Origin of the sequence: Streptomyces caelestis (assembly GCF_014205255.1) — a bacterium.
Taxonomy (GTDB): Bacteria; Actinomycetota; Actinomycetes; order Streptomycetales; family Streptomycetaceae; genus Streptomyces; species Streptomyces caelestis.
Genome location: NZ_JACHNE010000001.1, coordinates 7,077,462 through 7,102,619, shown reverse-complemented (window position 1 = coordinate 7,102,619; position 25,158 = coordinate 7,077,462). Strand labels below are relative to the sequence as shown.

The window sequence follows — 25,158 nt, the reverse complement described above, 5'->3', positions numbered from 1 at the left end:
CGGGCGGGAACCGCGGGCGTCAGGAGTCCATCGCCCGGCGCAGGCTCAGCGGTCTCATGTCGCTCCAGTGCTCGTCGATGTAGGCCAGGCACGCGTCCTTGTCGGCGGCCCGGCCCACCGCTCGCCAACCGGCCGGCACCGCCCGGCCGTCCGGCCAGATGGAGTACTGCTCCTCGTCGTTGACGACGACGACGAAACGCTCGGCTTCCGCATCGGGCATGTTCGCTCCTTGCTCGTTCGCATCCGTGGGGGTTGCGTTCACTCCGGGTCCGGCGGCTGCCGCGGGCGCCGCGGGGCGTGGCGGAGGAGGCCGTGGGCGGCGCGCCCCGGCCAAACACCGACCAGCACCTGGACCAGGGCGACCAGAAGGGTCAGCGTCAGTGTGGTGACGCCGAGGTCGGGCACACCGGCCAGCGCTGCCGCCGTCCGGTCGGTCGTGACGGCCGCTCCTGCGAGGTACCAGGGCAACAGCGCGGGCACCCATGCGAGGGGGCCGAGGACGACGGCCCATACGGCGGTCCTGAGAAATCCGAATCCGCGGACGCCCGCCACGACTCCCAGGACCGCACCGGCGAGCGCCGGCGCATACCACTGCCCGAGCGCGGCTCCGACGGCGACCGCGGCGGCGCCGAGTACACCGGGCGCCCAGCGCGGCACGCGCCGGGCCCAGCTCGCGGCACCGGGGGCCGGGTCCCGGTCCGCGGCCCGGTCGGGGGACGACCGTGTGGATGTGGTCATCTCAGCCTCCCGGCCGAACGGTCCATGCCGCGCCGTCGAGGGCGGAGCGGCCCGAGGGGTCGGGCAGCGGCAGTGCGCGTCCGTCCCGCCAGCGGGCGACCAGGTTGGTGTACCAGGGCGATGCCGGATTCTCGCTCTGCCCGCCGGGGTAGACCGCCGTGGCCGAGCCACGCCCTGGGCCCGTCCACCGCACGATCATCCGCCAGCTCGGTCCGAAGTCGGAGGTGAGGTCGCCGCCGGCGGCGTTCACCGTCCAGGGGTCCCCGCCGTCCGCGTAGGGGCCGTAGCCGAGCCCGGGCGCCCCGGTGATCGCGACGATCTCCCGGCTGTGCAGCTTGCCCCAGGTCCAGGTGGCCGGGCGGGGTCCGAACCGGTCCGCCAGGTCGTCCACGGCCCGGCCGAACGCGGAGCGCATGACGGCCGGCGCGTCCCGGCGCACTCCGCCGGGCGGTGTGAACGCCTCGTTGTCCGGGTCGTGCAGGGTCCAGTGCTCCAGGGCCTCACGCAGCGGGATCGGGAGGCTCGTCAGGTCCAGGGAGCGGTCCTCGTCCGCGGGGACGTCCTGGGCGTCCCACCACGGGCCGAAGACGTCCGACAGATAGCCGGAGAGGAAGGTCCACCAGATCGAGGCGGCGGGTGAGCCGACGTCCATCGTGTGGTCCCATGCGGCCAGCAGATCGCGGGCGGCGCGCTGCCGGGCGTTCAGTCCGTCCTTGTCCAGTGCCGCGAGCAATGCGGGCACCAGGCGTGCGGCGAGTTCGTCGGTCACGTCGTTCTGCAGGGCGGCGAAGTCGGCGGGGGTGAGCGTGCCGTCCTCACCCAGGCGGTCCAGGATCACGGACTGCCGGTGGCCGGGGTCGAAGTACCCGGCCGTGCCGAGGTAGTACGGGTAGTCCTCGCCGACCTGCCGCTGGTTCGTGGAGGAGATCACATGCCCCGGCGGATTTCTGACCTGGGGCACGGCGTCGAACGGAATGGTGCCGGTCATCTCGTCGTCGCCGGTGCCCGACATCGCACGCCACGGCTCGGTCCCGGCGGGGAACTGGGGATAGGTGCCGGGGCTGATCGCCGCGATGCCGCCCTTGTCGTCGGCGTAAACGAAGTTCATCGCGGGCGCCCGCCAGTTCCGCAGCGCCGCGCGGAACTCGGTGTGGTTCCGGGCCCGGTTGACGCGGAGGATGGCACCGAGGTCGTCCGACCTGCGGTTACCCATCCACGTCACCGCCAGCGTCTGCTTCTTCATGGTCATGACCGGGCCGTGCACCGTGAGGTCCACGTCGAGTCCGACCGGGTCGGCGCCGCGGACCGGGATGGTGTAGTGGACCTTCTCCATCTGTCGCCAGGCGCCCTTCCAGTAGTACGCGCCGGGCCGGTCGGCGGAGGTCTTCTCCTTGTAGTAGAACGTCCCCTGGCTGGAGGCGTTGGTGAGCGACCAGGACAGGTGCTCGTTGCGTCCCAGGACCACGCCGGGTGCGCCGGGCAGACTGCCGCCCGACACCCGGTAGCCAGGCGAGCGCAGGGTGATCTGGAACCAGGACGAAGGCAGGCTCACGCCGATGTGCGGGTCACCGGCGAGCATGCTGCCGCCGCCGGCCGCGGGACCGTTGACCGCCCAGGCGTTGCTGTTGAAGCGTTCCTGGCGGCCGGCGTAGGGGAGCTGCCCGAGCTCGGCCAGGAGCTGTCCCGCGGCCTGTGCGGTCGCGGAGGGGGACGCGGCCGGTTCGGGGGATGCGGGTGCGGCCGCCGCCGTGGGCGCCGCCGCGTTGGCGTCCGGCGTCGGTACGGGGTCGAGGGGCAGGGTGCGGTACGGGCCCGGGTCGTAGGGCTGCTGCGGAGTGGGGGCATGGTGCGGGAACCACTCCGCCGTCCGCTTCTGTCCCAGGGAGCCACGCAGCAGTTCGTAGGTGAGCGGTGCGGTGCTGAAGTCCATCTGCTGGGTGAAGACCTTCTGGACGACGAGGCTGTCCACCGGAGTCCAGCGCTGCGGGCGCACCCCGGTCAGGCCGTAGATCACCGGCCACTCGCCGGTCTCGCCGAGCCGTTGCAGCCAGGCGTTGACGCCTTCGGCGTAGGCGGTCAGGGCCTCGTGCACGGTGCTCCCGGGCTCGTAGGCAGCCCACTCGGCGCGTGCGCTGCGCAGCAGCCCCAGCCGGAGTTCGAACCGGTCCGATTCCAGCTGGGCCGGTCCGTTGAGTTCGGAGAGCCGCCCGCTGCCGAGACGCCGTGCGAGGTCCATCTGTGCGATGCGGAAGCGAGCCGTCACATAGCCCTGGACGACGAAGAGGTCACGATCGCTCGCCGCGTCGACGGCGGCATAGCCGTCCCGGGAGAACGTCACCTTCGCGGGCCGGGACAGGCCGGACAGGTCCAGGGTCTCGTCGTGGGCCGTCGGATCGGCGCCGGCCGAGTCCCACACACCGCCGGCCGGGGCCAGCGCCCGGCCGAGTGCGGGGACCGGTCCGTAGCCCGCACCGAGCAACAGCATCATCGCCAGTGCGACGACCAGCGCGCACAGCAGGTTGCCTGAGCGGCGTACCCATGCCACGACACTCCTCCTCGGGCGGGTCGGGTGATCTTGACGGAACAATGGCATCCGGCGGACCGGCGCGAGAGTCGGGAGACTCCCGGACACTCCTCAGGTCTGCGTGTCGTGGGGGATGTCGGGGGATGTACTGCCTTGCCAACCGTCGGCGAGCAGCGCCTCGACCTCCTCGTCGGAGAGTCCGGAGATCCACTCCAGCACGTCGCCCACTTCCTCGTGGCCCGCCTGGTCGAGCTGGCGCGACTGCACCAGGGCTGCCAGCCGCTCGATGGTCAGCGGCCCGCCGCCCAGCAGTTCGCCGACCGGCAGCTCCACACCGAAGGACGCGCGGACGCGCACGGCGACACGGGTGGCCAGCAGCGAGTGACCGCCGAGTGCGAAGAAGTCGTCGGTGACGGACGGGTCGCGGATGCCGAGCACCTCGGTCCAGATGCCGGCCATCCGGTACTCCACCGCGTCACGCGGCGCGGTCCGCGGCCCGCCTCCGACGCGGTGCGCCGTCTCCTCGGCCACCGGGTCGGGCAGCAGCTGCGGGGCGAGCTTCCCATGCGGGCCGACGGGCAGTTCGGCCAGCAGGCCGACGGTCTCGGGCACGAGGCCGGGGGGGAGCCGCCGCGCCAGGAAGTCGCGCAGCTCGCCGGGGTCGGGGGCGGCGGATCTCGCGGGCACCGCCCATGCGGCGAGGCGCAATCGGCCGTCGGGGCCGGGACGGGCCACCACCGCCGAGAGCTCCACCGCCGGATGGCTGTTGAGCACGATCTCGATCTCCGCGGGCTCCACTCGCTGACCGCGGATCTTCAGCTGCCGGTCGAGACGGCCCAGATACTCCAGGCTTCCGTCGGTCAGATACCGGGCCAGGTCGCCGGTCCGGTAGAGGCGCGCGCCGGGGACGAAGGGGTCGGGGACGAACCGCTCGGCCGTCAGTCCCGGCCGCCCGAGATAGCCACGGGCAGGGGCGAGCCCCGCGATGTGCAGTTCCCCGGGCGCCTGCGGCGGCGCGACGTGGCCCGCCGCGTCCAGGACGTACAGCCGGGTGCCCGCGATCGGCCGACCGATCGGTACCCGCATGCCGGAGGCCGCAGGCGTCCCGACTCGATGGGCGCTGACATCGATCGCGGCCTCGGTCGGGCCGTAGAGATTGTGCAGCTCCACCCCGGGCAGGGTGTGTGCGAACCGTTCGGCGAGCGCCGGGGGCAGCTCCTCTCCGCTGCACACCACCCGGCGCAGCACCCGGGCGCACATCCCGGCCGCGGGCTCCTCCAGGAAGGCATGGAGCATCGACGGTACGAAGTGGCAGGTGGTGACCCGGTGCCGGGCGATCAGGCGGGCCAGGTAGTAGGGGTCGCGGTGCCCTTCGGGCCGGGCCAGGACCACGGTGGCGCCGACGGTCAGCGGCCACAGGAGTTCCCAGCCCGCCACGTCGAAGCTCACAGGCGTCTTGTGCAGCACCGCCTCGCCGGGGCGCAGGCCGTACTCGCGCTGCATCCAGGCCAGCCGGTTGGCAAGCGCGGCATGCGTGGTCATGACGGCCTTCGGTGCTCCGGTGGAGCCCGAGGTGTGGAGGACGTTGGCCAGGTTCGCGGGGTGTAGGCGGGGGGCCGGCAGTGGTGGGACGCCCGGGGCCGCGGGCGACTCGCCGGCCTCCTCCGGGCACAGTACGGCGAGTGCGGGGGCGTCCTCGTCGAATCCGCCGAGCACCCGGTGTGCCGTGCCGGAGGGCCCGGCCGTGCCGATCAGCACCCGGGCCGCAGTGCCTGTCACGTGCCGGGCGAGCCGGGCGGGCGGGTGCGACGGGTCGAGCGGCAGACAGGCGCCGCCCGCCGCCAGCACACCGCAGAGCGCCACCACCAGGTCGGCGGAGCGCGGCAGGCACACGGCGACCGGCTGGTCGGGGGTCACGCCGAGCGCACGGAGCCGCGCGGCGAGGTGCCGCACCCGCGCCATGAGCTCCCGGTAGGTGAGCACCCCGTCGTCCCAGGCCACCGCGGTGGTGTCGGGGAAGTCACGGGCGGCCTGCCCCACAAGGTGGTGGACGAGGCCGTCGGCCGCGGCAGGGCCGCCGTCGGCCACGGTGCGGGCCAGCCGGGCGCCGTCTGCGGGCGCAAGCAGCGGCAGACCGGCCACTGGCGCGGTGGGCCGGTCGAGGACCGCGCCGAGCAGGGTCGGCAGACCGGACAGCAGGCTTGTGACGGTCGCCTCGTCGAACAGCCCCGCCGCGTACACCGCGTGGCCGGCGAGCGAACCGTCCGGGCCCTCGCTCAGGTGCACCGAGAGTTCGAACTGGGCGCCGGGCGCGGGCAGCTCGAACGGCTCCGCCCGTACATCCCCCGCCTCCCAGGGTTCGACGGGGAGGTTCTGGAGCGCCAGCAGGGTGCGCACCACCGGGGCGCGGCCGCCGTCCGGGCGCCCGCCGACGGCCCGCACGATCTCGTCGAACGGACGGCCCGGACGGGCGTAGGCGGCGAGGCAGGTGGCGCGCACCCGGTCGAGCACGGTCGCGAAGTCCGCTCCGGCGGGCGCCGAGGCGTCCGGACCCGGCCGCAGGTCCACACGGACCGGCATGGTGTCGGCGAGCAGCCCGACGCTGCACGCGTCGGCGGGCCGGCCGCGGCCGGACACGGCGGCGCCGATCACCAGGTCGTCCTGGCCGCTCCACCGGCCGAGCAGGATACCGAAGGCTGCCGCCAGAACCATGAACGGGGTGGCGCCCCGGTCGGCCGCGACCGTGCGCAGCCGCTCCATCAGCCCGGCCGCGAGCCCTACCGGCACGGACGCGCCACGCCAGTTCGGGCGGGCGTAGGCGGGATGGTCCGTCGGGAGTGCGACGGGCTCTGCGGTACCGAGCTGCGCGCGCCAGAAGGCGTCGTCGTCGTCGGTAAAGGCAGCGGGCGGTGCGGGGCGCGGGTCAGGAGACCAGGGGGCGGGCGGCGGAGCGTTCTCCTCCACTGCCTGCCGGTAGGTCGTGCCGAGCCGGTGCAGCAGCAGGCCCAGCGACCATCCGTCCAGGACGATGTGGTGCGCGGCAAGACCGAGCAGCCGTTCCCCGGGGCCCAGTTCGATCAGCAACAGCCGTACGAGCGGGCCCGTGGCGAGGTCGAACGGCGCGGCCGCCAGGTCCCGCAGCGCCTCCTGGGCGCGAGCCTCGCGCACGGCGGGGTCCGGCTCGCCGCTGAGGTCGAGGGCGGGGAGTCGGTGGCCGCCCGGCGGCCGGACGGCGAGCCCGGGAAGGCCGTCGTCGCCAGGCGGGAACACCGACCGCAGTGCGGGGGTGTCCGCGATCAGCCGGGCCACGCACTCCTCCAGGGCGGCCGTGTCCAGCGGGCCGGTGAGACGCAGTCCGCCCGCGACGTGGTAGGCGCCACCCGCGCCCATCCGGTCCAGCAGCCACATCCGCTCCTGCGCCGGCGTGAGCCGCCCGTCCCTGTCCCGCTCGGGGGGGTCGGCCGGGGCCTCGGCACCGTCCGCCCGGAGTCCGGTGAGCTCCTGCGGGGTCAGCCCGCCGAGCAGCGCGGCAAGCGGCACCGTGACTCCGTGTTCCTCCTCCAGCGCCGTCACCAAGCGCATCGCACGCAACGAGTCCAGGCCCTGAGCGATCAGCGGCACGTCGGCGGCGAGCGCCCCCGGTGTGGTCTCCAGGGTGGTCGCGACCAGCGCGGCGAGCCCGGCCGGCAGCCCTGCGGCCGTCGCCGCGGCGGCGGGAGCGTCGGCCCGGCCCGAGGCGACGGGCGTGAGGTCACCGGCCAGCCAGCGAGTACGGCACTCGGACCGCCGGATCTTGCCGCTGCTGGTCCGCGGGACGGCGCCCATTCTGACCAGGACGACCTCGTCCGGCATCACGCCGTGCCCGGCTACCACGGCCGCACGCACCGCGTCGATGGCCGTCGCGGCATCCTCGGACGCGGCCCTGGCGCGCACTTCGTGGACCAGCACGATCCGCTCCGCGCTCCCGTCGTCGACGGTGAACGCGGCGCTGCGGCCGGGCTGGAGCAGCGGATGGGCCGCCTCGGCGGTCTGCTCGAGGTCGGGCGCGTAGTGGTTGCGCCCCCGGACGATCATCAGATCCTTGATCCGGCCGGTGAGGAACAGCTCGTCGCCGTGCCGGAAGCCGAGGTCGCCGGTGCGCAAGAAGGTGCGGTCGGGATGGCCCTCTGCGCGTGCGCCGAAGGCGGCGGCCGTCTCCCCGGGCCGCTGCCAGTAGCCGAGCGCCACTGTCGGGCCGCTCACCCACACCTCGCCGACCTCGCCGGACGGCACCGGGCGGCCGGATTCCGGATCGACCAGGAGCATCAGGTCCTCGTGGTGGGCCCAGCCGCAGCCGACCAGTTCACGCGTCTGCGGCCCGTCGTCGGCGACGGCGCGGCCCTCGTCCAGCCCGGAGCGCCGCACCCGCAGGCCGGCTGGCTCCTGTGCGGGGCGGGCCCCGCCGGAGACGAAGAGCGTGGCCTCCGCCAGGCCGTAGCAGGGGTAGAAGGCCGACCGGGAGAATCCGGTGCTCCGGAAGTGCTCGGCGAAGGTGTCGAGCGTGGCCGTGCGCACCGGCTCCGCCCCGACCAGGGCGTGTCGCAGCGCCGAGAGGTCCAGCGCGTCGCGCTCCTCCTGCTTGGTGCGCCGTACGGCCTCCCCGTAGGCGAAGTCGGGTGCCGCGGTGATCGTCGCGCGGGTGCGGTCGAGCTCGCGCAGCCAGCGCGCCGGGCGGTACATGAAGGCGAGCGGCGACAGCAGGGTGCAGGGGAACCCGGTGTGCAGCGGCTGGAGGATGCCGCCGATCAGTCCCATGTCGTGGTACGGCGGCAGCCAGCTGACCCCGCGGCTCTCCTCGTCGAGGTCCAGCGTGCGGGCGATAACAGCCGAGTTGTGCACGAGGTTGCCGTGGCTGACCATGACGCCCTTCGGGCTGCCCGTCGACCCCGAGGTGTACTGGAGGAACGCCAGGTCGTCCGCGCGGGGCCGCCGTTCACTCCAGTCCTGCGCCCGGTCCGGGTCCAGCGCGTCGGTTGCGGCCCAGTGCACCTCGGCCCCCAGGGCCGCCGCGCCCGCGCCGTCGGCGAGACGCGCGAGGGTGGCGCTGTCGGTGAGCGCCAGCTCCGCCCCCGCGTCGGCGACGACCGCGGCGACCCGTTCCAGACCGCGTGCACCCGTGGGCGGATAGATCGGCACCGCCACCGCCCCGGCATACAGGCAGCCGAAGAACGCGCTGACGTAGTCGGGCCCCGGCTGGTGGACGAGCAGGACGCGTCCGCCCGGAGTGCCGCGCTCCTGAACGAGCGCGGCCACCGCACGCGCCCTGCGGTCGAGTTCGGCGTGTTCGAAGGCCACATACTCGCCGTCGGCCACCGCGAATTCCAGCGCGAGCCGGTGCGGCTGCGTCTCGGCCCGGCCGCGCAGGACATCCACGAAACTGAACGTCATCGGCTCTCCTTCCGGTTTGTCCCGATGACAGGGCGGCGTTCGGCACGCCGGATGGGGCCGGGTGCGGGCGACGCGGCCGACGGCCGGTCCAGGAGTGCGGCGACCGCCGCGATGGTGGGCGCACGCAGCAGTGTGCCGATCGAGAGCCCGTCCCCGTGGCGGGCGCGGAGCCTGCCGACGAGCTGGACCGCGAGCAGCGAGTGGCCTCCGAGTGCGAAGAAGTCGTCGTGGACGCCGATCCGGTCAAGGTTCAGGACCTCCCGCCAGACGCGTGCCACGAGGTGTTCCGTCTCGGAGCGCGGGGCGACGTAGCTGGTCGCCAGGGTGGGGCGCAGGCCGTCGGGCGGCGGCAGCGCCGCGCGGTCGAGCTTGCCGGTGCGGCCGAGCGGCCACTCCGGCAGCACCATCAGTGAGGCCGGCACCATGTAGTCGGGCAGCACACGGCCGAGATGGTCGCGCAGCGCCGACACCGTGAGGCGCCGCCGCACCGCCCGCCGGGGATCACTGACGAAGGCGTCCCAGCCGGCCGGGTCCGTGACGGGGTGCGGCAGTGGTCGCGGCGCGGAGAGCGAGTGGCCGGGTGCGGTGAACTCCAGGTCGAGAGTGCCCGGTTCGGCACGCAGCCTGGGCAGCATCCGGTAGCCGGCCGCGTCGGCCCGCTCGGCCAGGGCGGCAGGATCGGCCGCCGCGCCGTGCTCGGCGGCGGCCATGGCGCGCCGCAGCCCACCGATGGTCTCCCCTGCCCCGGCGGCGTGCATCAGCCGGACGGCGAGCAGGTCCTCCCGCAGCCGGCCGTCGGGTACGCCGAGCCAGCCGAACGACTGGGCAGCGCCGTCGTCCGGCAACGCGGAGGGCCCGGGCCAGGCCGTCCAGCCCTCCGTGGCCGGCCGGAGCGGCTCCCCGGGCGGGTCCGCGCTGATGATCACGTCGTAGCGGAAGCGGGTCAGCTCGTTGCGGTACGGGGAGGACTTGGCGACGACGGTGACGGCACCGGCGCCCGCGACGGCCTCGAACAAGGCCGGGTGCACGATCAGTTCCTCCTCGCGTGCGACCTGCTGGGCGACCAGGCGCCGCAGGGTGCTCACGGGTGTGTCGGGCGGCAGCCGGTGCAGCAGGATCGAGGTGTGCAGCTCTTCGAGGAGGAGCAGATTGCGTACATCCCCGATGAACAGGTGCCCGCCGGGGCTGAGCATCCGCAGGGCACCGCGTACCACGCGTACCAGGTAGTCGACGTCAGGGAAGTACTGCGCGACCGAGTTGAGGACGACGGTGTCGAAGCTGCCCGGCGGCCGTCCTGAGAAGTCGTCGGCTGCGGCCTGCGACAGCTCGATCTTCGCCCCTTCGAGCCCCTGGGTGTGCGTGCGCAGCGACTCGACTGCCTCGGCGGAGATGTCGGTGCCGCAGTACAGCTCGCAGCCGGGTGCCAGCCGGAACAGCAGCAGACCCGTGCCGCAGCCGATCTCCAGTACCCGCTGCGGCCGCAGTGCGGCGATCCGTTCCACCGTCTCGTCCACCCATGCCCGCATTTCGTGCGCGGGCAGCGGGTCACCGGTGGCGGAATCCACCCAGCCCGCGATGTCGAACCTGGGGTCGTCGGGTGCGGAGCCGCGATACGTCTCGTCGAAGACGGTGCGCCACCGGTCGACGTGCGCCCCGTTCCCGCCCTCGTCCTCGCCGGTCGGCTGTTCCGCGTGTCCATCGGCGGCCGATGCCACGGCGTCGTCCCGCAGGCTGACGAAGGCTGCCAGCTGGAGATCGCCCGCCGCGTCGCGGTACGGGATCGCGGCGGCCTGCTCGACGACCGGGTTGGCCGACAGCACCGCCTCGACCTCGCCGGGTTCGATGCGCTGGCCGCGGATCTTGAGCTGGGCATCCAGCCGGCCGAGGAAGTCGAGCGAGCCGTCGTGCAGCCAGCGCGCGCGGTCGCCGGTGCGGTAGAGCCGCTGCCCCGGGGTGAAAGGATCGGGCACGAAGCGTTCTGCGGTGAGCCCCGGCCGCCTCAGATAGCCGCGGCCCACTGGACTGCCGCCGAGGAACAGCTCCCCCGGCGCTCCGGGCGGCACGGGACGCATGTGCTCGTCGAGGACGTAGGTCCGTGCTCCCGCGATCGGCGTGCCGATCGGCAGGCGGGCGGCCCCGTCGGCGCCGGCGTCCCCCGGCACGGTCCAAGCGGTGACGTCGATGGCCGCCTCGGTCGGGCCGTAGAGGTTGTACAGCTCCACGCCCGGCAGCACCTCGCGGGCCCGCCGGACCGACCCGGGCGGCAGCGCCTCTCCGCTGCACACCACCCGGCGCAGCACGTCCGCGCAGTCGGCCGCCGTCGGCTCCTCCAGGAAGATCCGCAGCATCGACGGGACGAAGTGGCAGGTCGTCACCGAGTGTTCGCGGATCAGCCGGGTGATGAGCGCGGGGTCGCGCCGGCCGTCCGCTCCGGCCACCACGATGCGTGCCCCGGCCGCGAGCGGCCAGAGCCACTCCCAGCCCGACACATCGAAGCCGAGCGGCGTCTTGTGCAGCACCGCCTCGTCCGGTTCCAGCCGGTAGGCCCGCTGCATCCACAGGATCCGGTTGACCACGGCGGCGTGCTCGTTGACGGCGCCCTTCGGCTGCCCGGTCGATCCGGAGGTGTACAGCACGTACGCGCTGTTGCCGGGCAGCACGGTCACGTCGGGCCGGGTGTCGGCGGCCCGCTGCACCGCGTCGTCGTGCACGCTCAGCGCGACCGGTGCCGTCAGTTCGTCCCCCGCGGCCGCCGCCAGGTCACCGGCCGCGGTGTCGGACGCCGTGATCACGACGCGGGCGGCGGCGTCGGCGGCGACCTTGGCGAGGCGGTGCGGCGGGTGGTCCGGGTCGAGCGGCAGATAGGCCGCACCTGCCTTGAGTACGCCGAGCATCGCGGCGATCGCGTCCGTGGAGCGGGGCAGGGCGATCCCGACCACATCCTCGGCTCCCACGCCCCGTGCCAGCAGGCAGTGGGCCAGCCGGTTCGCGCGCCGTTCCAGCTGAGCGTAGGTCTCCACGGTGCCGTCGTGCACCACTGCGGGGGCCGCGGGCCGCTCGTCGGCCGTGCGCTCGAAGAGCCGGTGCAGACAGCCGTCGCCCACCGCCCCCGCCCGCACTCCACTCCACTGCTGCTGGACCAGCTCCTCGTCGTCGTCACCGAGGATCCGCAGAGAGCGGACCGGGGTGTGGGGCCGCTCCACCCCGTCGGCCAGCAGCAGACGGAAGGCCCCGGCCATCCCGGCCACAGTGGCCTCGTCGAACAGTTCGCGCGAGAACTCGATCCAGCCGCTCAGTGCGCCCTCGGGGGTGGGGGCGAGCTCCAGCTGGAGCTCGAACTTGGCCGTGCCGGTCTCCACCGGCAGCACGGTCACGTCGAGACCCGGCAGTTCGAGGCGGGGCCGGGGGCTGTTGTGCAGCACCAGCATGTGCCGCACGAGCGGCACCCGTGCCCCGGGGTCGCGTTCCGGCCTGAGTACCTCCACGATCTGCTCGAACGGCACGTCCTGCCCGGCGTACCCGTCGGTGCACGCGTCCTTGGCGCGGGCGACCACGGTACGGAACGACGGGTCGCCGCCCAGGTCGAGACGGAGCAGCAGGGTGTTGACGAAGAAGCCGATGAGCGGCTCGATCTCGACCCGGTTGCGTCCGGCGACAGCGCAGCCGAGCACGACGTCCTCGGCCCCGGCGCTCCACCGTGCCAGGACCGCGGCGAAGGCCGCCGTCAGCACCATGTAGGGAGTCACCCGTTCGGCGTCGGCGAACTCCTTGACCCGCTCGACGAGGTCCGCCGGCAGCTCCAGGCGGGCCCAGGCCCCGGCGAAGGACTCCGTCTCCTGCCGCGGTCGGTCGGTCACCAGGTCGAGCGGGCCGACGTCGGCCAGCCGCTCGGTCCAGGTGTTCAGCAGTTCGGTGTGGCGGGGCTCGGCGAGCCGCTCCCGCTGCCACGCGGCGTAGTCGGCGTACTGCACGGCCAGTTCGGGCAGCGGCGACTTCTGTCCCTGTCGGAAGGCGGTGTAGAGCGCGCCGAGCTCTCTCACCAGCACGCCGAGCGACCAGCCGTCGGCCGCGATGTGGTGCATCGACAGCTGGAGGAGGTATTCGTCGGGGGTGAGACGCAGCAGGGCGCTGCGCAGCATCCGGTCCCGGGAGAGGTCGAACGGACGCGCCGCCTCCGCGTCGAGGCGCTCCCGCAGGGCACGCCCGCGGCTCTCCTCGGGCAGCCCGGACAGGTCCGTCACGCTCATCTCGAGGGGTCCCGCCTCTTCGACGCGGGCCCAGGGCTCGTCTTCACCGTGGTAGGTGGTGCGCAGCACCTCGTGCCTGCGGAGCACCTCGTCGAGCGCGCGCCGCAGCACGTCGGTGTCGAGCGCACCGCGCAGCCGCGCGACGCCGGTGATGGTGTAGAGGGACGAGCCGGGCCTGACCTGGTCGAAGAACCAGATCCTGGATTGTGCGGAGGACAGCTCCGCGTGGGCGCGGTCCGCTCTGCCCGCCGCGAGTGCGGCCGGGGCCGGCCGGTCCGTCTGTTCGTCGAGAAGCCGGTCGAGCAGCCTGCGCTGATCAGCAGTGAGGTGCGTACTCATTCGGCCAACCGCCTGCTCACCTGGTCCTGGCTCAGGGTGCTTACCTGGAGTACCACTTCCGCCGTACGGTCCGCGTCACGTCCCTCCAGCTCCGCGGCCGCTCTCAGCTGGGCGGCCAGGGCCGACAGGCTGCTCGCGGCGAGGAACGCGCGGATGGAGAGGTCCACCCGGAACAGGTCGCGGATACGGGAGGCCACCTGGGTCACCAGCAGCGAGTGGCCGCCCAGTTCGAAGAAGTCGTCGCCGGTACCGACCCGGTCCACCTTCAGCACGTCGGCCCAGATGTCCGCCAACACCCGATCCAGGGGTTCGGACGGTTCGACGTAGGTCGGGGCCAGGTCGGGCCGTATCGCGGCGGGCTCCGGAAGGGCCGAGCGGTCGAGCTTGCCGCTGGGCAGCAGCGGCAGCCGGTCCAGCAGTACGAAGACCGACGGGACCATGTGGTCGGGCAGCCGGTCGAGCAGGAAGCGCCGCAGTTCGCCGGTGCTCGGCGGCAGCAGCCCCGAGGCGGTGAGGTAGGCGACGAGGCGCTGGTCCTGGTCCGCACCGCGCATCAGCACGACGCACCGCTCCACGTCGGGATGGCCGGCGAGCGCGGCCTCGATCTCGCCGGGCTCGATCCGCAGTCCGCGCAGCTTCACCTGGTGGTCGAGCCGACCGTGGAACTCCAGCTCGCCGCTGGGGCGCCACCGCGCGGCGTCGCCGGTGCGGTACAGGCGCCCGCCCGCCGCCGCGCCGAACGGATCGGGCACGAACCGCTGGGCGGTCAGGCCGGGCCTGCGCCAGTAGCCGCGGCGCACCGCGGCGCCGCCGACGAAGAGCTCGCCGCGCACCCCGACCGGGACCGGCTCGCCGTGCCCGTCCAGCACGTACACCCGCTGGTTGGGCAGCGGGCGCCCCCACGGGATGCTGCCCGGGATCGGCTCGGGGCGACGCACCAGGTGGTACAGCGTGCAGTACGAGGTCTCCGTCATCCCGGCCAGGTTGAACAGGCGGACGTCAGGAACCAGTCCGGCCAGCCGGTCCGCGAGGGTCGGCGAGGGCCGGTCGCCGCCGAGTACGGCGAGCCGCAGCGCACTGCCCGGCAGGCCGCCGTGCCCGTCCGCGTGCTGGACCAGCAGTTCCAGGAGCGCGGGGGCGCTGCTCCACGCCGTCACGCGGGCGTCGATGAGCAGGCGGCGCAGCCGTTCGGGGTCGGTGACCTCGATGTCGTGGGGCACGACCACGCATCCGCCGGCCAGCAGCGGGCCGAAGATCTCGTACACGGACATGTCGTAGTTCAGCGAGGAGATCGCCAGCATCCGGTCGGACGACTCCAGGCCGAGGCAGCGGTTGAGCCCGAGCAGGGTGTTGACGACGCCGCCGTGTTCGTTGGCCGATCCCTTCGGCACACCGGTGGAGCCGGAGGTGTAGATGACGTAGGCCAGGGTGCGCTCGGCGGCGAGTTCGGGCGGTGGGTCGGCCCGGCGCTGCGTGAATTCGTCGACGAGAACCAGCCGGGGCCCGTCGCCGTCCGGTGCGGTGAGCAGGTCACCGCCCGCGACGGCTCGGTCGGTGATGACGATGGGTACCTGCGAGTCTCGGACCATCAGCTCGACACGGTGCCGGGGGTAGCGGGGGTCGAGCGGCATGTAGCCGGCGCCCGCCTTGAGGATGCCGAGGAGTGCGACGACCATGTCCGCCGACTTCGGCAGGCAAACACCCACGAGCCGTTCGGGGCCGGCGCCGAGCTGCCGGAGTTCGTGTGCGAGGGCGTTGGCGCGTTCGACCAGCTCACGGTAGGTGAGGACGGTGTCGCCGCTCACCACCGCGGGCCGGTCAGGGAGCTGTTGTGCGGTGCGGTCGATCAGGGGGTGCAGGCAGCCTGCCGTGTCGGCGGCGCTCGCGTCGCCGTCGCCGGAGAGCTCGCCGAGGATCCGGGCGCGTTCCTCGTCCGCCAGCAGCGGCAGCCGGTCCACCGGCAGTTCCGGGTCGGCGACGGCGGCCGTCAGCGTGCACAGGAGCGCTTGTCCGATGCGCTGTGCCGTGGCGGCCTCGAACAGGTCGGTGCTGAACTCGACCCGGCCGCCGAGCCCGCCGTCCCGGGCCGGGACGAGGTCGAGCACGAGGTCGAACTTGCTGGCGGCGCCGGTGAGGGCCACCTCCAGTTCCTCCGTCTCCAGGCCGGTGAGCGCGAGATCCTCGGCCGGGGTGTCGCGCAGTGCGAGCATCACCTGCACGAGCGGGACCGGCCCCTGGGAGCGCTCCGGGCGCAGTCCCTGCACCAGCCTCTCGAACGGGACGTCCTGGTGTCCGTAGGCGTCGGTGCAGGTGGCACGGACCCGTTCGATCAACTGTGCGAACGACGGTGCTCCCGAGGCGTCAACCCGCAGCGGCAGCGTGTTGACGAAGAAGCCCACGAGCGGTTCCAGCTCGGGGTGGCTGCGTCCCGCCGTCGGAGAGCCGATGACCACGTCCTGCTGGCCGCTCCATCGGGAGAGCACCACGGCGAACGCGGCCACGAGCACCATGTAGGGGGTCGCTCCCGACGCCTTGGCAAGCCGGGCCACCTCTTGCCACAGCGGCGGGTGCACCGTCAGCGGCACCGACGCGCCCTGCCAGGTCCGGGGTGCGGTGTGGGAGAAGTCGGTGGGCAGTTCGAGTACCGGTGCCCCTTCGAGGCGTGCGCGCCAGTACCCCAGCTGTTCCTCCAGCGGGCCCTGGTCGAGCCAGCCGCGCTGCCATACGGCGTAGTCGGCGTACTGCACGTCCAGGTCGGCGAGCACGGGCGGCTCGCCCTTGTGGAAGGCGTTGTAGAGGACACCGACCTCGCGCATCAGGACGCCGAGCGACCAGCCGTCGGCGGCGATGTGATGCAGGCTCAGCAGGAGGACGTGGTGGTCGTCGGCCAGCCTCAGCAGCCGGGCTCGCAGCAGCAGGTCGCGAGTGAGGTCGAACGGCTCGGCCGCCTCCGCGCGGCTCTGTTCCGCGACGGCGGCCTCCTGGCCGGCGGCGTCCGCGGCGCCGAGGTCGGTGACCGGGAGCAGCACCGGGCGCGGCCGGCCCACGCACTGCTCGGGCCGCCCGCCCTCGGACGGGAAAGTGGTACGCAGTGCCTCGTGACGGCGCACGATCTCGTCGAGGGCCTGCCGGAGCGCCTGCCGGTCCAGCGGTCCGCACAGGCGCAGCGCACCGGGCATCACATAGGCGGTGGAGCCCGGGTCAGCCTGGTCGAGGAACCAGAGCCGCTCCTGGGCGTAGGAGAGCGGGAAGCGTGGCTCGGGGTCCGTGCGCGGCAGGCGCACCGGCCGGTTTGCCGCGGTGCGCCGCCGGGCCAGTTCCATCGTGAGCAGGGCGCGGCGTTCGGGCGAGAGTCCGCCCGCGCGGCCCGTGGGTTCCTCGGCGGTCCTGCCGGGGTCAGCCATGTGTCACTCCTTCTGCCGCCCGCAGCCTGCCGTCGACGGCCGCGTCGGCGTCCTCGACCAGGGCGGTGAGCATCTGTTCCTGCGGCTCATGGGGGAAGAAATGGCCGCCGGGGAAGGTCCGGACTGTGTGGCCGGCCCGGGTCTGCCGTGCCCAGCCCTCGGCCGCCTCCTTCGCGTCGACGGTGGTGTCGTCCTCGCCGAGGTAGGTGTGCACAGGGCAGTCCAGCGGCGCCTCGTCCCGGTGCGCGCGGCCCGTCATGAGAGCCAGGTCGGCGCGGACCACGGGGAGAACCTCGGCGAGGTAGCGCCGGTCCGCGAGCAGTTCGCCGGAGGTGCCGCCCCAGGCGTGCAGCAGGCCGGTCAGTTCCTCGTCGGAGGCGGTGCAGAGCCCGGCGGGCAGCGGCCGGTCGGGCGGCTCGCTCGCGGCGGCGGCCAAGGCCGCGGGACGCCAGCCGCGCGCGGCGCGCAGCTTGCGGGCAAGGTCCACGGCGAGGACGGCGCCCATGCTGTGCCCGAAGAGCATGACGGGGCGGCCGAGGAGCGGGACGACGTCCGCGGCCAGCTCGTCGAGCAGGGCATCGAGGTCGGTGGGCGCCGGCTCGTCGGAGCGCGAGCCGTGACCGGGCAGTTCCACGGCGGCCACCCCGAGTACCGGCGGGAGCCGATCGGACCAGCTCCGGAACTGCTGGGCGCTGCCGCCTCCCGGAGGCAGGCACAGCACCCACATCCGGACCTCATCGCTCTTGCACCACAGCCGCAACGCGTTCATGGGGCAAGGTTCAGCGGGGCGGGCCGGGTCCAACAGTCAGGACATTCCCCTACCCGGCCGCCGGAAGGCCGGGTGCGGCCCGGTCCTGGCGCTCGACCGCGCGCAACGTGCGCACGGGGGCGAGCACGAGAGGCAGCAGGGCGAAGAGCAGGGCCACCGCCGCCGTCCACAGCGTGGCGTGCGCGCCGATCCGGTCCACCAGCAATCCGCCGGCCAGCGCCCCGGCGGGCATGGAGCCGAACGTGACGAGCCGGTAGGCGGCGTTCACCCGGGCGTGCAGGTCGGGCGGGCTGGCCAGATGCCGTACCGTCGCGCTCACCACGCTGCCGGCCCCGGCCCCCGCAGAACCGGTGAAAAGTGCGAACGAGCAGAGAGCCACCACCGTGGCGCGGGTGCCGTGCGCCGCGGGAATGATGCAGAAGGCGGGGACCGAGACCGTGACCACGGCGAGGATGGCCCGGCCGTGGCCGAGCCGGCGGATCAGCAGCGGAGCGGCGACCGTGCCGAGCACGCCGCCCAGCCCGCCGCAGACGAGTACCAGGCCGTACGCGCCCCCGCCGTACCCGCGCTCGCGCACCAGGTACACGACCAGGGCGACATTGAGCAGCTGGGCACAGGCATTGAACAGCGCGGCGTGCACGGCGATGTTCCGCAGCGGCGCGTACCGGGCCACTACGCGCAGCCCTGCGGTGACCTCCTCGCGCAGGTTCCGCTTCCGGGGCGGCCGCGCCGGTCTGGCGTCCTCACGGTGCTCAAGCCGGGCCATCGCGCCCGCGCAGAACAGGTACGACAGGCTGTCGCCGAACAGCGCGTTGGGCGCGCCGACCAGCGTGGTCAGCCAGCCCGCGAGCCCCGGGCCCGAAGTGGCCCCGACGGCGAGGCCCGTGTTGAACCTGCTGTTGGCCGAGGCCAGCCGTTCGGCGGGGACCAGCCGCGGCAGCAGCGCGACCTTGGCGATGTCCGAGGTTACGGTGGCGGCGCCTCCGAGCACCGCGACCACATAGAGCTGGGTGAGGCCGAGCGCGCCCGCGGCCGCGGCCAGCGGCACCGACAGCACCAGCACCGCGCAGAAGAGGTTGACGGTGATCAGCACCGGCCGCAGCGGGCGGCTGTCGAGCCACAGGCCGGCGGGCAGCGGCATCAGCAGGAACGGCAGGGTGTACAGCGCCTGGAGCAGCCCGACCTGGTCCCCGGAGACGTGCAGCACGGCGACCGCCGTGAAGGGCAGCGCGAACAGCGTGATCTGGGAGCCGATCTGCGACACCGCGTCACCGGCCCACAGCCGGAGGAAATCGCGTTCGCCGGGTGGGATCCGAGGCTCGTGCGGCAGCACCCGTCGGTCCGGCATCCGGCCCTCCCTTGTCCGCGGCGATCGTGACCAGGTTCGACGCCCGTGCACAGGCCCGACGAGTCGGGAGAACCCCTGATAGGCGGTGCCGTGGAAGCCTGAGAAGGTTGATCCATGACGTTGCAGATTCAGTGTTGTGTAATCGACAGTCGGGATCCACAGACACTGGCCGACTTCTGGCGGCAGGCCCTGGGCTGGCGATGCACGCACGAGAAGCCGGACGAGGTCGTCCTGGAACCCCCGGCCGGGAGCGCCGAGGACGGTGTCGTCCCGGACCTGCTGTTCGAGCGGACGCCGGATACCCGGGCCGGCAAGAACCGGATCCATCTCGACCTGCGCCCCGACGACCAGGAGCGCGAGATCGAGCGGCTCGTCGCCCTGGGGGCCCGGCGGGTGGACGTCGGGCAGCCGGCCGACGCCCGATGGGCGGTCATGGCCGATCCGGAGGGCAACGAGTTCTGCGTCCTGCCCCCGCTCCGGCCCGCGGACTGAGCCCATCCGGTCCCGGCACGGGAGCAGAGGCCCGCGCCGCCGTGCGGCGGCGCGGGTCGGGCCGGCCGGCCCGGTTACGCCGCCCGGGCAGTGGTGTTCAGCCGATGGGCGCCCGCTTCACGCCACAGCAGGGCCGCCGGTCCCAACCGGGGCACCTCCAGCCGGGCCAGCTCGTAGTACCGGTGCACCGCGGCAGCGCGCGTCATGCCCCGCGCACCGTGGATCTGCATGGCGTCCCGGATGACGCGCAGCGCCGTCTCTGCGGCCTGTGCGAGGGCCTCCGCCGCCGCCTGCGCGAGCGCGCCACCGCTGCCGCCGGTGTCGGCGAGCCATGCAGCCCGCTCCACGGCGACGCGCACCGCCCGCAGGTCGACGGCGCCGCGCGCCAGCGTGAACCCGACGGCCTGGAACTCCATGAGCGGACGGCCGAACTGCTGCCGGGAACGCGCATGGCCGGCCGCGAGATCGCAGGCCCCCTGGGCGAGTCCGAGCAGATGGGCGGCCTGCCGTACGCGGGCGCGGGCAAGCAGGTCGTCTCCCGGCAGCGCTGTGCCGGACAGCCGGCCGACGACATCGCCGTCCGCGACGACGAGCCCGTCGAGGCCGAGCACCGCCGGACGGCCCGGCGACTGTGCGGCGCACCGCTTGCGCCAGATGTCGGGGCCCAGCAGGACGAGCAGGACCCCGGCGTCCGTAGTGACGGCCACGCAGCACCGCGCCGCGTCGTCGGGCATCCGGCCGAGCGTGATCTGTCCGGTCAGCTCCCACGCGTCCGTGCATCGCCGCGTCGCCTGTGGCGCCCCGGCAGGCGGGCCGTCGAGACCGCAGAGGGCGTCCAGACCGCCCAGCGCCACGGGTACGTCACCGCGGGCCAGGGCCTCGGCGAGGTCACCGTACGCGTCCTGGTCACGCAGCACATCGGTGACGAGGGCCGGGCCGCCGTACACCTCGTGCAGCGCGTGACGGCCGAGTTCGCGGGCGATCACGCTGCCCGCGACCAGGCCCAGATCGAGTCCGCCGGAGGTGACGGGGGCCTCAAAGGTGTACGCGCCCATATCCCGCAGCCCGTCGCGCGCGGCGGCGTACAGGGCGCTGTCGGCGTTGCCGCCGGGGCCGCGGGTGCGGCCGACCGCGGCCAGACGGGCGCGTGTCGTCCGGCCGAGCCGTTCCACCAGAGGGTCGGGGGTCAGTCGCATCGCTGGGTCCTCAGCTTTCCATGACCGCGTCGAAGGCCGAACTGGCGACCAGTTCGAGCATGATCTGGGACGTTCCCGCGGAGAGTGTCAGGCCGGGGGCCTCGCGGTAGGCCGCCTCCAGGAGGTCGGCCTCGTCGACGCCCGGCTCCCCCGCCCCGTAGCGGAAGCCGCGGCCCGTCGTCGCCCAGACGGCCACTTCCTGCGCGGTCTCACTCGTGTAGTACTTGGCGACGGCCGCGGCGGTCGGATCGGCCTCCCCCTCGTCGAGGCGGCTGATGACCTCCCAGGCCAAGAGCCGTCCGGAGTCGACGGCCGCGCCCAGGCGGCCCACCTCCTCCAGCAGCGCACCGTCGGTGCGGGCGACGTCGTCGATGCCGGAGAGGGCGGCCCGGTACCAGCGGGCGGCCTTCAGGGAGTAGTCGAGCCCGGTCCGTTCGATCGCGAGGCAGCGGCTGAGCAACGCCCAGCCCTCGCCCTCCTCGCCGAGCAGCGCGCCGGCGCCGGTGCGCACCCCGTCCAGGACGACCCGGTCGAACGCGTCATCGGCGATGCTGTCGATAAGCCCGCGGGTGACGCCGGGAGCGGCCAGGTCGACGAGGAAGAGGCTGATGCCGTCGTACTTGCTGCTGCCCTCGCGGGTGCGCGCCGCGCACAGCGCCAGATCGCTCATGCCGCTCTTGAGGCCGTAGATCTTCTCGCCGGTGAGCAGGTGCCCGCCGTCGCCGTCCGGCCGGGCCGTGGTGCGTAGGGACGCCAGGTCGGACCCCGTCTGCGGCTCGGTGTAGAGCACGGTGGCGAACCGCTCCCCCGCCGCGAGCCCCGGGAGATGGGCGGCCTTCTGTTCCGGGGAGCCGGCCTGGAGCAGGAACAGGCCGACGATCTGGACGCTCAGCACGTGCAGCATGTCGGGCACGCCGCCGTGCACCAGTTCCTCGATCACGGCGGCCGCCTCGGTGTGGGCCGCGCCGCGGCCCCCGAACTCCTCGGGCCAGCTCACCGCGAGCAGTCCACGGCGCCCCAGCATGCGGTAGAGCGGGCGCACGTCCGGCTCACGCCGGGAGCTGCGGCGCACCCGGTCGAGCTCGGCCCGTACGTCGGGCTCCGCCAGGACCGCGCGGACCTCGGCCCGCAGGGCCTCCTCGCGCTCGGTCGCACTGAAGTCCATTACCCCGCCTCTCCCTTGTCGGACGCGGTGAGCCGTGCCACGTCCTCCTCCGACATCTGCTCGATCATGTCGAGCAGGCTGGCGTCGTCGAGTGCGGCGGCCCGCCGCTGCTCGACCACGACCGCAAGACCCTCGATGGTGGGATCGCGGAAGAAGTCCGCCGTGGAGATCTCGGTGCCGAAACGCCGCCGGATACCGGAGATCAACTGTGCTGCCTGGAGACTGCTGCCGCCCATCTCGAAGAAGTTCGCCGTGACGTCCACCACCTCGTTGCGCAGCATGGGCAGGAACAGGTCCTCCGCGAGGATCCGCTCCATCTCCGTACGGGGCGCGGTCGCCGTACCGGGGTCCACGCCGCCCAGGATGTCGGACGTGTTCAGGGCGCGGGTGTCGATCTTTCCGCTGGAGGTCAGCGGGAACTCGGGCAACTGCACCACATGCTGCGGGACCATGGTGGCGGGCATCTTGTCGGCCACGAAGGCGCGCAGTTCCTGGGCGCTGACCTCGGCCTGTTCGTCCCGCACGACATAGGCGACGAGGCGGTTGGTTCCGTGCGGGTCGGTCCACGCCTCCACCTGGACCTGCCGGACGTCCGGGTGCGCGGCGAGCACCGCCTCGATCTCCCCCGGTTCGATGCGTACGCCGCGCACCTTGATCTGCCGGTCGAGCCGCCCGAGGAAGACGAGTGCGCCGTTCCTGAGCCGCCTCACCAGGTCGCCGGTGCGGTACAGCCGCCCGCCGGGCGCGGTGCCGAACGGGTCCGCGACGAACTTCTCCCGGGTGAGGGCCGGCTGGTTGAGATAACCGCGTGCGAGGCCCGCACCGCCGATGACCAGCTCGCCCGCGACGCCGTACGGAACCGGCCGCAGGTGTTCGTCGAGGACGTGTGCCACGTGGTCGGCGATCGGCAGGCCGATCGGCGGGGAGGTGTCCCAGTGCCCGGCGCACTCCTGGACGACCATGGTGACCGTGCACTCGGTCGGCCCGTAGCCGTTGAAGAAGCGGCACACCGTATTCCAGCGGTTGACGAGATCACCGGGGAACGCCTCACCGCCGACGAACGCGATGCGCAGGCTGCCGAGCCGGTCCGGGTCGAGCAGGGCCATCACCGCGGGCGGCATGTCCATCACGGTGATCCCGGCGGTCTCCAGCAGTGCCTGCAGCCGGTCCACGTCCAGCCGGTCGGCGTCCGATGCGATGTGAAGCCGCGCCCCGTGGAGAAGCGCGCCGAACATCTCGAAGACGGACACGTCGAACGTGCAGGCCGCGTAGCCGAGCACCCGGTCCGCCTCGTTCATGGCGAACAGCTCCCCGACAGCCGCCACGAAGCTGGTGACGCTGTGATGTTCGATCAGCACGCCCTTCGGCCGCCCGGTGCTGCCGGAGGTGTAGAGGACGTAGGCCAGGTCGTCGGGGCCGGCGGCGGCCTCCGGAGCGGCCGCGGGCCGGGCGGCGGGAGAATCGGTGAGTTCGTCCAAGAGCAGCACCGGAGCGTGAGCCGGGAGCGCGGCCGCCTCCGGGGAACGGCTCACCACCACGGACGGTTTCGCGTCGTCCAGGAGTCCCGCGATCCGGTCCGGGGGCGCCTGAGGGTCCAGCGGGACGAACGCGGCACCTGCCTTCAAGGTGGCGAGGACCGCCGTCACATAATCGATACCGCGGGGCAGGCAGAGCCCGACCAGACCGCCGGTGTCCGCGCCTCGCTCGCGCAGCGCATGCGCGAGCCGGTTCGCCGCCGCGTCGAGCTCCGCGTACCGGATGCTGTCGTCGCCGTGCACCACCGCGACCGCATCCGGGGTACCGGCGGCCTGCTCGGCGAAGCGGCCGTGCACGGTCGCCGGGCCGAAGTCCCGCCGGGGGCCGCTGCCGTGGGCCAACAGCTGCGCGTGCTCGTCCGGCGACAGCATGTCCAGGTCGCCCACCACCCGGTCGGGTTCCTCCACCAGGGCGGTGAGCAGCCGCACATAGTGGGTGATCATGGCATCCAAGGTGTCGGCCGTGTACAGGTCGGTGCAGTACTCCACCGTCAGCGACGAGTCGTCCCCCGCCTCCCTGACCTGCCAGGTCATATCGAACTTGGACGTGCCGGTGGCCGGCTCCTCCAGCTCGATGCCGAGGCCGGGCGCCGTCACCTCCCATGGCTGCTGGGGCATCAGGAAGGCAACCTGGACAAGAGGTGACCGCGAGGGGTCACGGGTGGGCGAGGTCGCCTGAACGACGCGCTCGAAGGGCAGGTCGAGGTGTGCCAGTGAGTCACGCAGCACCGAGTCGGCCCTGGTCACCAACGTGCGGAAGGTCGGTGTGCCGCTCGCGTCCACACGCAGCGCGAGCATGTTGACGAAGAATCCGACCAAGCCCTGGAGTTCGAGCTGGCCGCGGATGCTGGTGGAGCAGCCGACAACCAGATCCTCCTGTGCGGTGTAGCGGCGCAGCAGCTCGGCGAAGACGGCCAGGTACACCGGATACGGCGTGACGCCCATCGCCCGGGCCAGCCGGTGCACCCCGTCGATCACTTCGCCGGGGATGGGCCCGGCCGCCTCAGTGCCCCGGTAGGTGAACTCGACGGGCCGGGGCAGGTCGGTCGGCAGCTCCAGGACGGGGGCGCCGCGCAGCCTCTCCGACCAGAACCTCTCCAGCTCGTCCAGGCGGCGGCCGCTCAGTGTCTCGCGCTGCCAGATGGCGAAGTCGGCGTATTGCACCCGCAGATCGGCGAAGGTCGCGGGACGCCCCTGGGTGAGCGACAGGTAGAGCTCCAGCAGTTCGCCGGTGACCACCTCGGAGGAGGCCGCGTCGAAGACGGCATGGTGCACGACGAAGGCGAACAGGTGCCGGGAGGGCTCGGTCTGCAGCAACCGCGCCCTCCAGAGCGGGCCCGCGCCCAGGTCGAACGGCTCACGCACGGCCTCCTCCGCCAGTTCGCGCGCCCGTGCACTGCGTTCGTCGGGATCCGCGCCCGGCACCGGGACGGTCGCGAGAGTGACCGGGACCTCCGCCTCGATCACCTGGCGGGGCCCCTCGGGGAGGTCCCGGAGCGAGGTGCGCAGTGCCTCGTGCCGGGCGACGACGAGGCCCAGCGCGCGTTCCAGGGCGGCCACGTCGAGTGCGCCGTCCACCCAGAACGCGATGATCAGGTTGTAGGCGCGGACACCGGGTGAGAGACGGTCCAGGAACCAGAGGGTGTTCTGCGCGTAGGAGAGCGGCGCGGTGTCCTGGCGTGCCGTCGCGTCGCGTGCCCGGGGAACGGGCCCGTCCTGCGCCTTCGGTGCGTTCTCGCCTTTGAGCAATTCGAGAAATTTCACCCGCCGTTCCAGGGGAACGCGGCGGAGCCGCCGTGCCAGCTCGCTCATCGTGATGGCTCCTTCGCCGAGTTGAGGTTCCGAGCGCACTTCCCGGTTCCTGTTTCCGGGCACCGTATCCAGCGCCCGGTGATCCGGGATGTCAGGATGGTCCCCGACCCGGTACGCGGCCGGTTCCCGTATTTCCTCGGGCGTTGTCCGGGCCACCAGTGC

At 73.2% G+C, this 25,158-nt stretch carries 12 protein-coding genes; 1 reads left to right on the top strand and 11 read right to left on the bottom strand.

Annotated features, from left to right (window positions below; all coding sequences use genetic code 11):
- Window positions 1-19: 19 nt before the first annotated feature.
- The 8 genes from HDA41_RS32295 to HDA41_RS32260 form a co-directional block, all read right to left on the bottom strand.
- Window positions 20-220 (bottom strand): MbtH family protein, encoded by a 201-nt coding sequence (locus tag HDA41_RS32295; protein WP_184990266.1) that lies wholly within the window; start codon window positions 218-220, stop codon window positions 20-22.
- Window positions 221-258: 38 nt separating this feature from the next.
- Window positions 259-738, bottom strand: a complete 480-nt coding sequence (locus HDA41_RS32290) for a hypothetical protein (RefSeq protein WP_184990258.1) — start codon at window positions 736-738, stop codon at window positions 259-261.
- A 1-nt stretch (window position 739) separates the two neighbouring features.
- Window positions 740-3,283, bottom strand: a complete 2,544-nt coding sequence (locus HDA41_RS32285) for a penicillin acylase family protein (RefSeq protein WP_184990256.1) — start codon at window positions 3,281-3,283, stop codon at window positions 740-742.
- 90 nt (window positions 3,284-3,373) lie between these two features.
- Window positions 3,374-8,689, bottom strand: a complete 5,316-nt coding sequence (locus HDA41_RS32280; RefSeq protein WP_184990254.1) for a non-ribosomal peptide synthetase — start codon at window positions 8,687-8,689, stop codon at window positions 3,374-3,376.
- Window positions 8,686-13,275: a non-ribosomal peptide synthetase gene (locus tag HDA41_RS32275; RefSeq protein WP_184990251.1), complete on the bottom strand. Its 4,590-nt coding sequence runs from the start codon at window positions 13,273-13,275 to the stop codon at window positions 8,686-8,688. The genes HDA41_RS32280 and HDA41_RS32275 overlap by 4 nt, the downstream gene beginning before the upstream one ends.
- The gene (locus HDA41_RS32270) at window positions 13,272-16,679 is read right to left on the bottom strand and encodes a non-ribosomal peptide synthetase (RefSeq protein ID WP_184990249.1); all 3,408 of its coding nucleotides are present in this window, start codon (window positions 16,677-16,679) and stop codon (window positions 13,272-13,274) included. Before HDA41_RS32270 ends, HDA41_RS32275 begins: the two co-directional genes overlap by 4 nt.
- The gene (locus HDA41_RS32265; protein WP_184990247.1) at window positions 16,672-17,448 is read right to left on the bottom strand and encodes a thioesterase II family protein; all 777 of its coding nucleotides are present in this window, start codon (window positions 17,446-17,448) and stop codon (window positions 16,672-16,674) included. The genes HDA41_RS32270 and HDA41_RS32265 overlap by 8 nt, the downstream gene beginning before the upstream one ends.
- Before the next feature lie 49 nt (window positions 17,449-17,497).
- Window positions 17,498-18,796, bottom strand: coding sequence for an MFS transporter (locus tag HDA41_RS32260; protein ID WP_184990245.1), 1,299 nt, complete (start codon window positions 18,794-18,796; stop codon window positions 17,498-17,500).
- 114 nt (window positions 18,797-18,910) lie between these two features.
- Here HDA41_RS32260 and HDA41_RS32255 point away from each other — a divergent pair, with 114 nt between their 5' ends.
- Window positions 18,911-19,288, top strand: coding sequence for a VOC family protein (locus HDA41_RS32255; RefSeq protein ID WP_184990243.1), 378 nt, complete (start codon window positions 18,911-18,913; stop codon window positions 19,286-19,288).
- Window positions 19,289-19,362: 74 nt separating this feature from the next.
- On the opposite strand, the gene HDA41_RS32250 is transcribed toward HDA41_RS32255, so the two are convergent.
- From HDA41_RS32250 to HDA41_RS32240, 3 genes are read right to left on the bottom strand one after another with little or no spacing between them, the layout of a single operon-like run.
- On the bottom strand, window positions 19,363-20,484 hold the full coding sequence (locus HDA41_RS32250) for an acyl-CoA dehydrogenase family protein (RefSeq protein WP_184990241.1): 1,122 nt from the start codon (window positions 20,482-20,484) through the stop codon (window positions 19,363-19,365).
- A gap of 10 nt (window positions 20,485-20,494) precedes the next feature.
- Window positions 20,495-21,649, bottom strand: coding sequence for an acyl-CoA dehydrogenase family protein (locus tag HDA41_RS32245; protein ID WP_184990238.1), 1,155 nt, complete (start codon window positions 21,647-21,649; stop codon window positions 20,495-20,497).
- Window positions 21,649-24,996, bottom strand: coding sequence for a non-ribosomal peptide synthetase (locus HDA41_RS32240; protein WP_184990236.1), 3,348 nt, complete (start codon window positions 24,994-24,996; stop codon window positions 21,649-21,651). Before HDA41_RS32240 ends, HDA41_RS32245 begins: the two co-directional genes overlap by 1 nt.
- Window positions 24,997-25,158 lie beyond the last annotated feature (162 nt).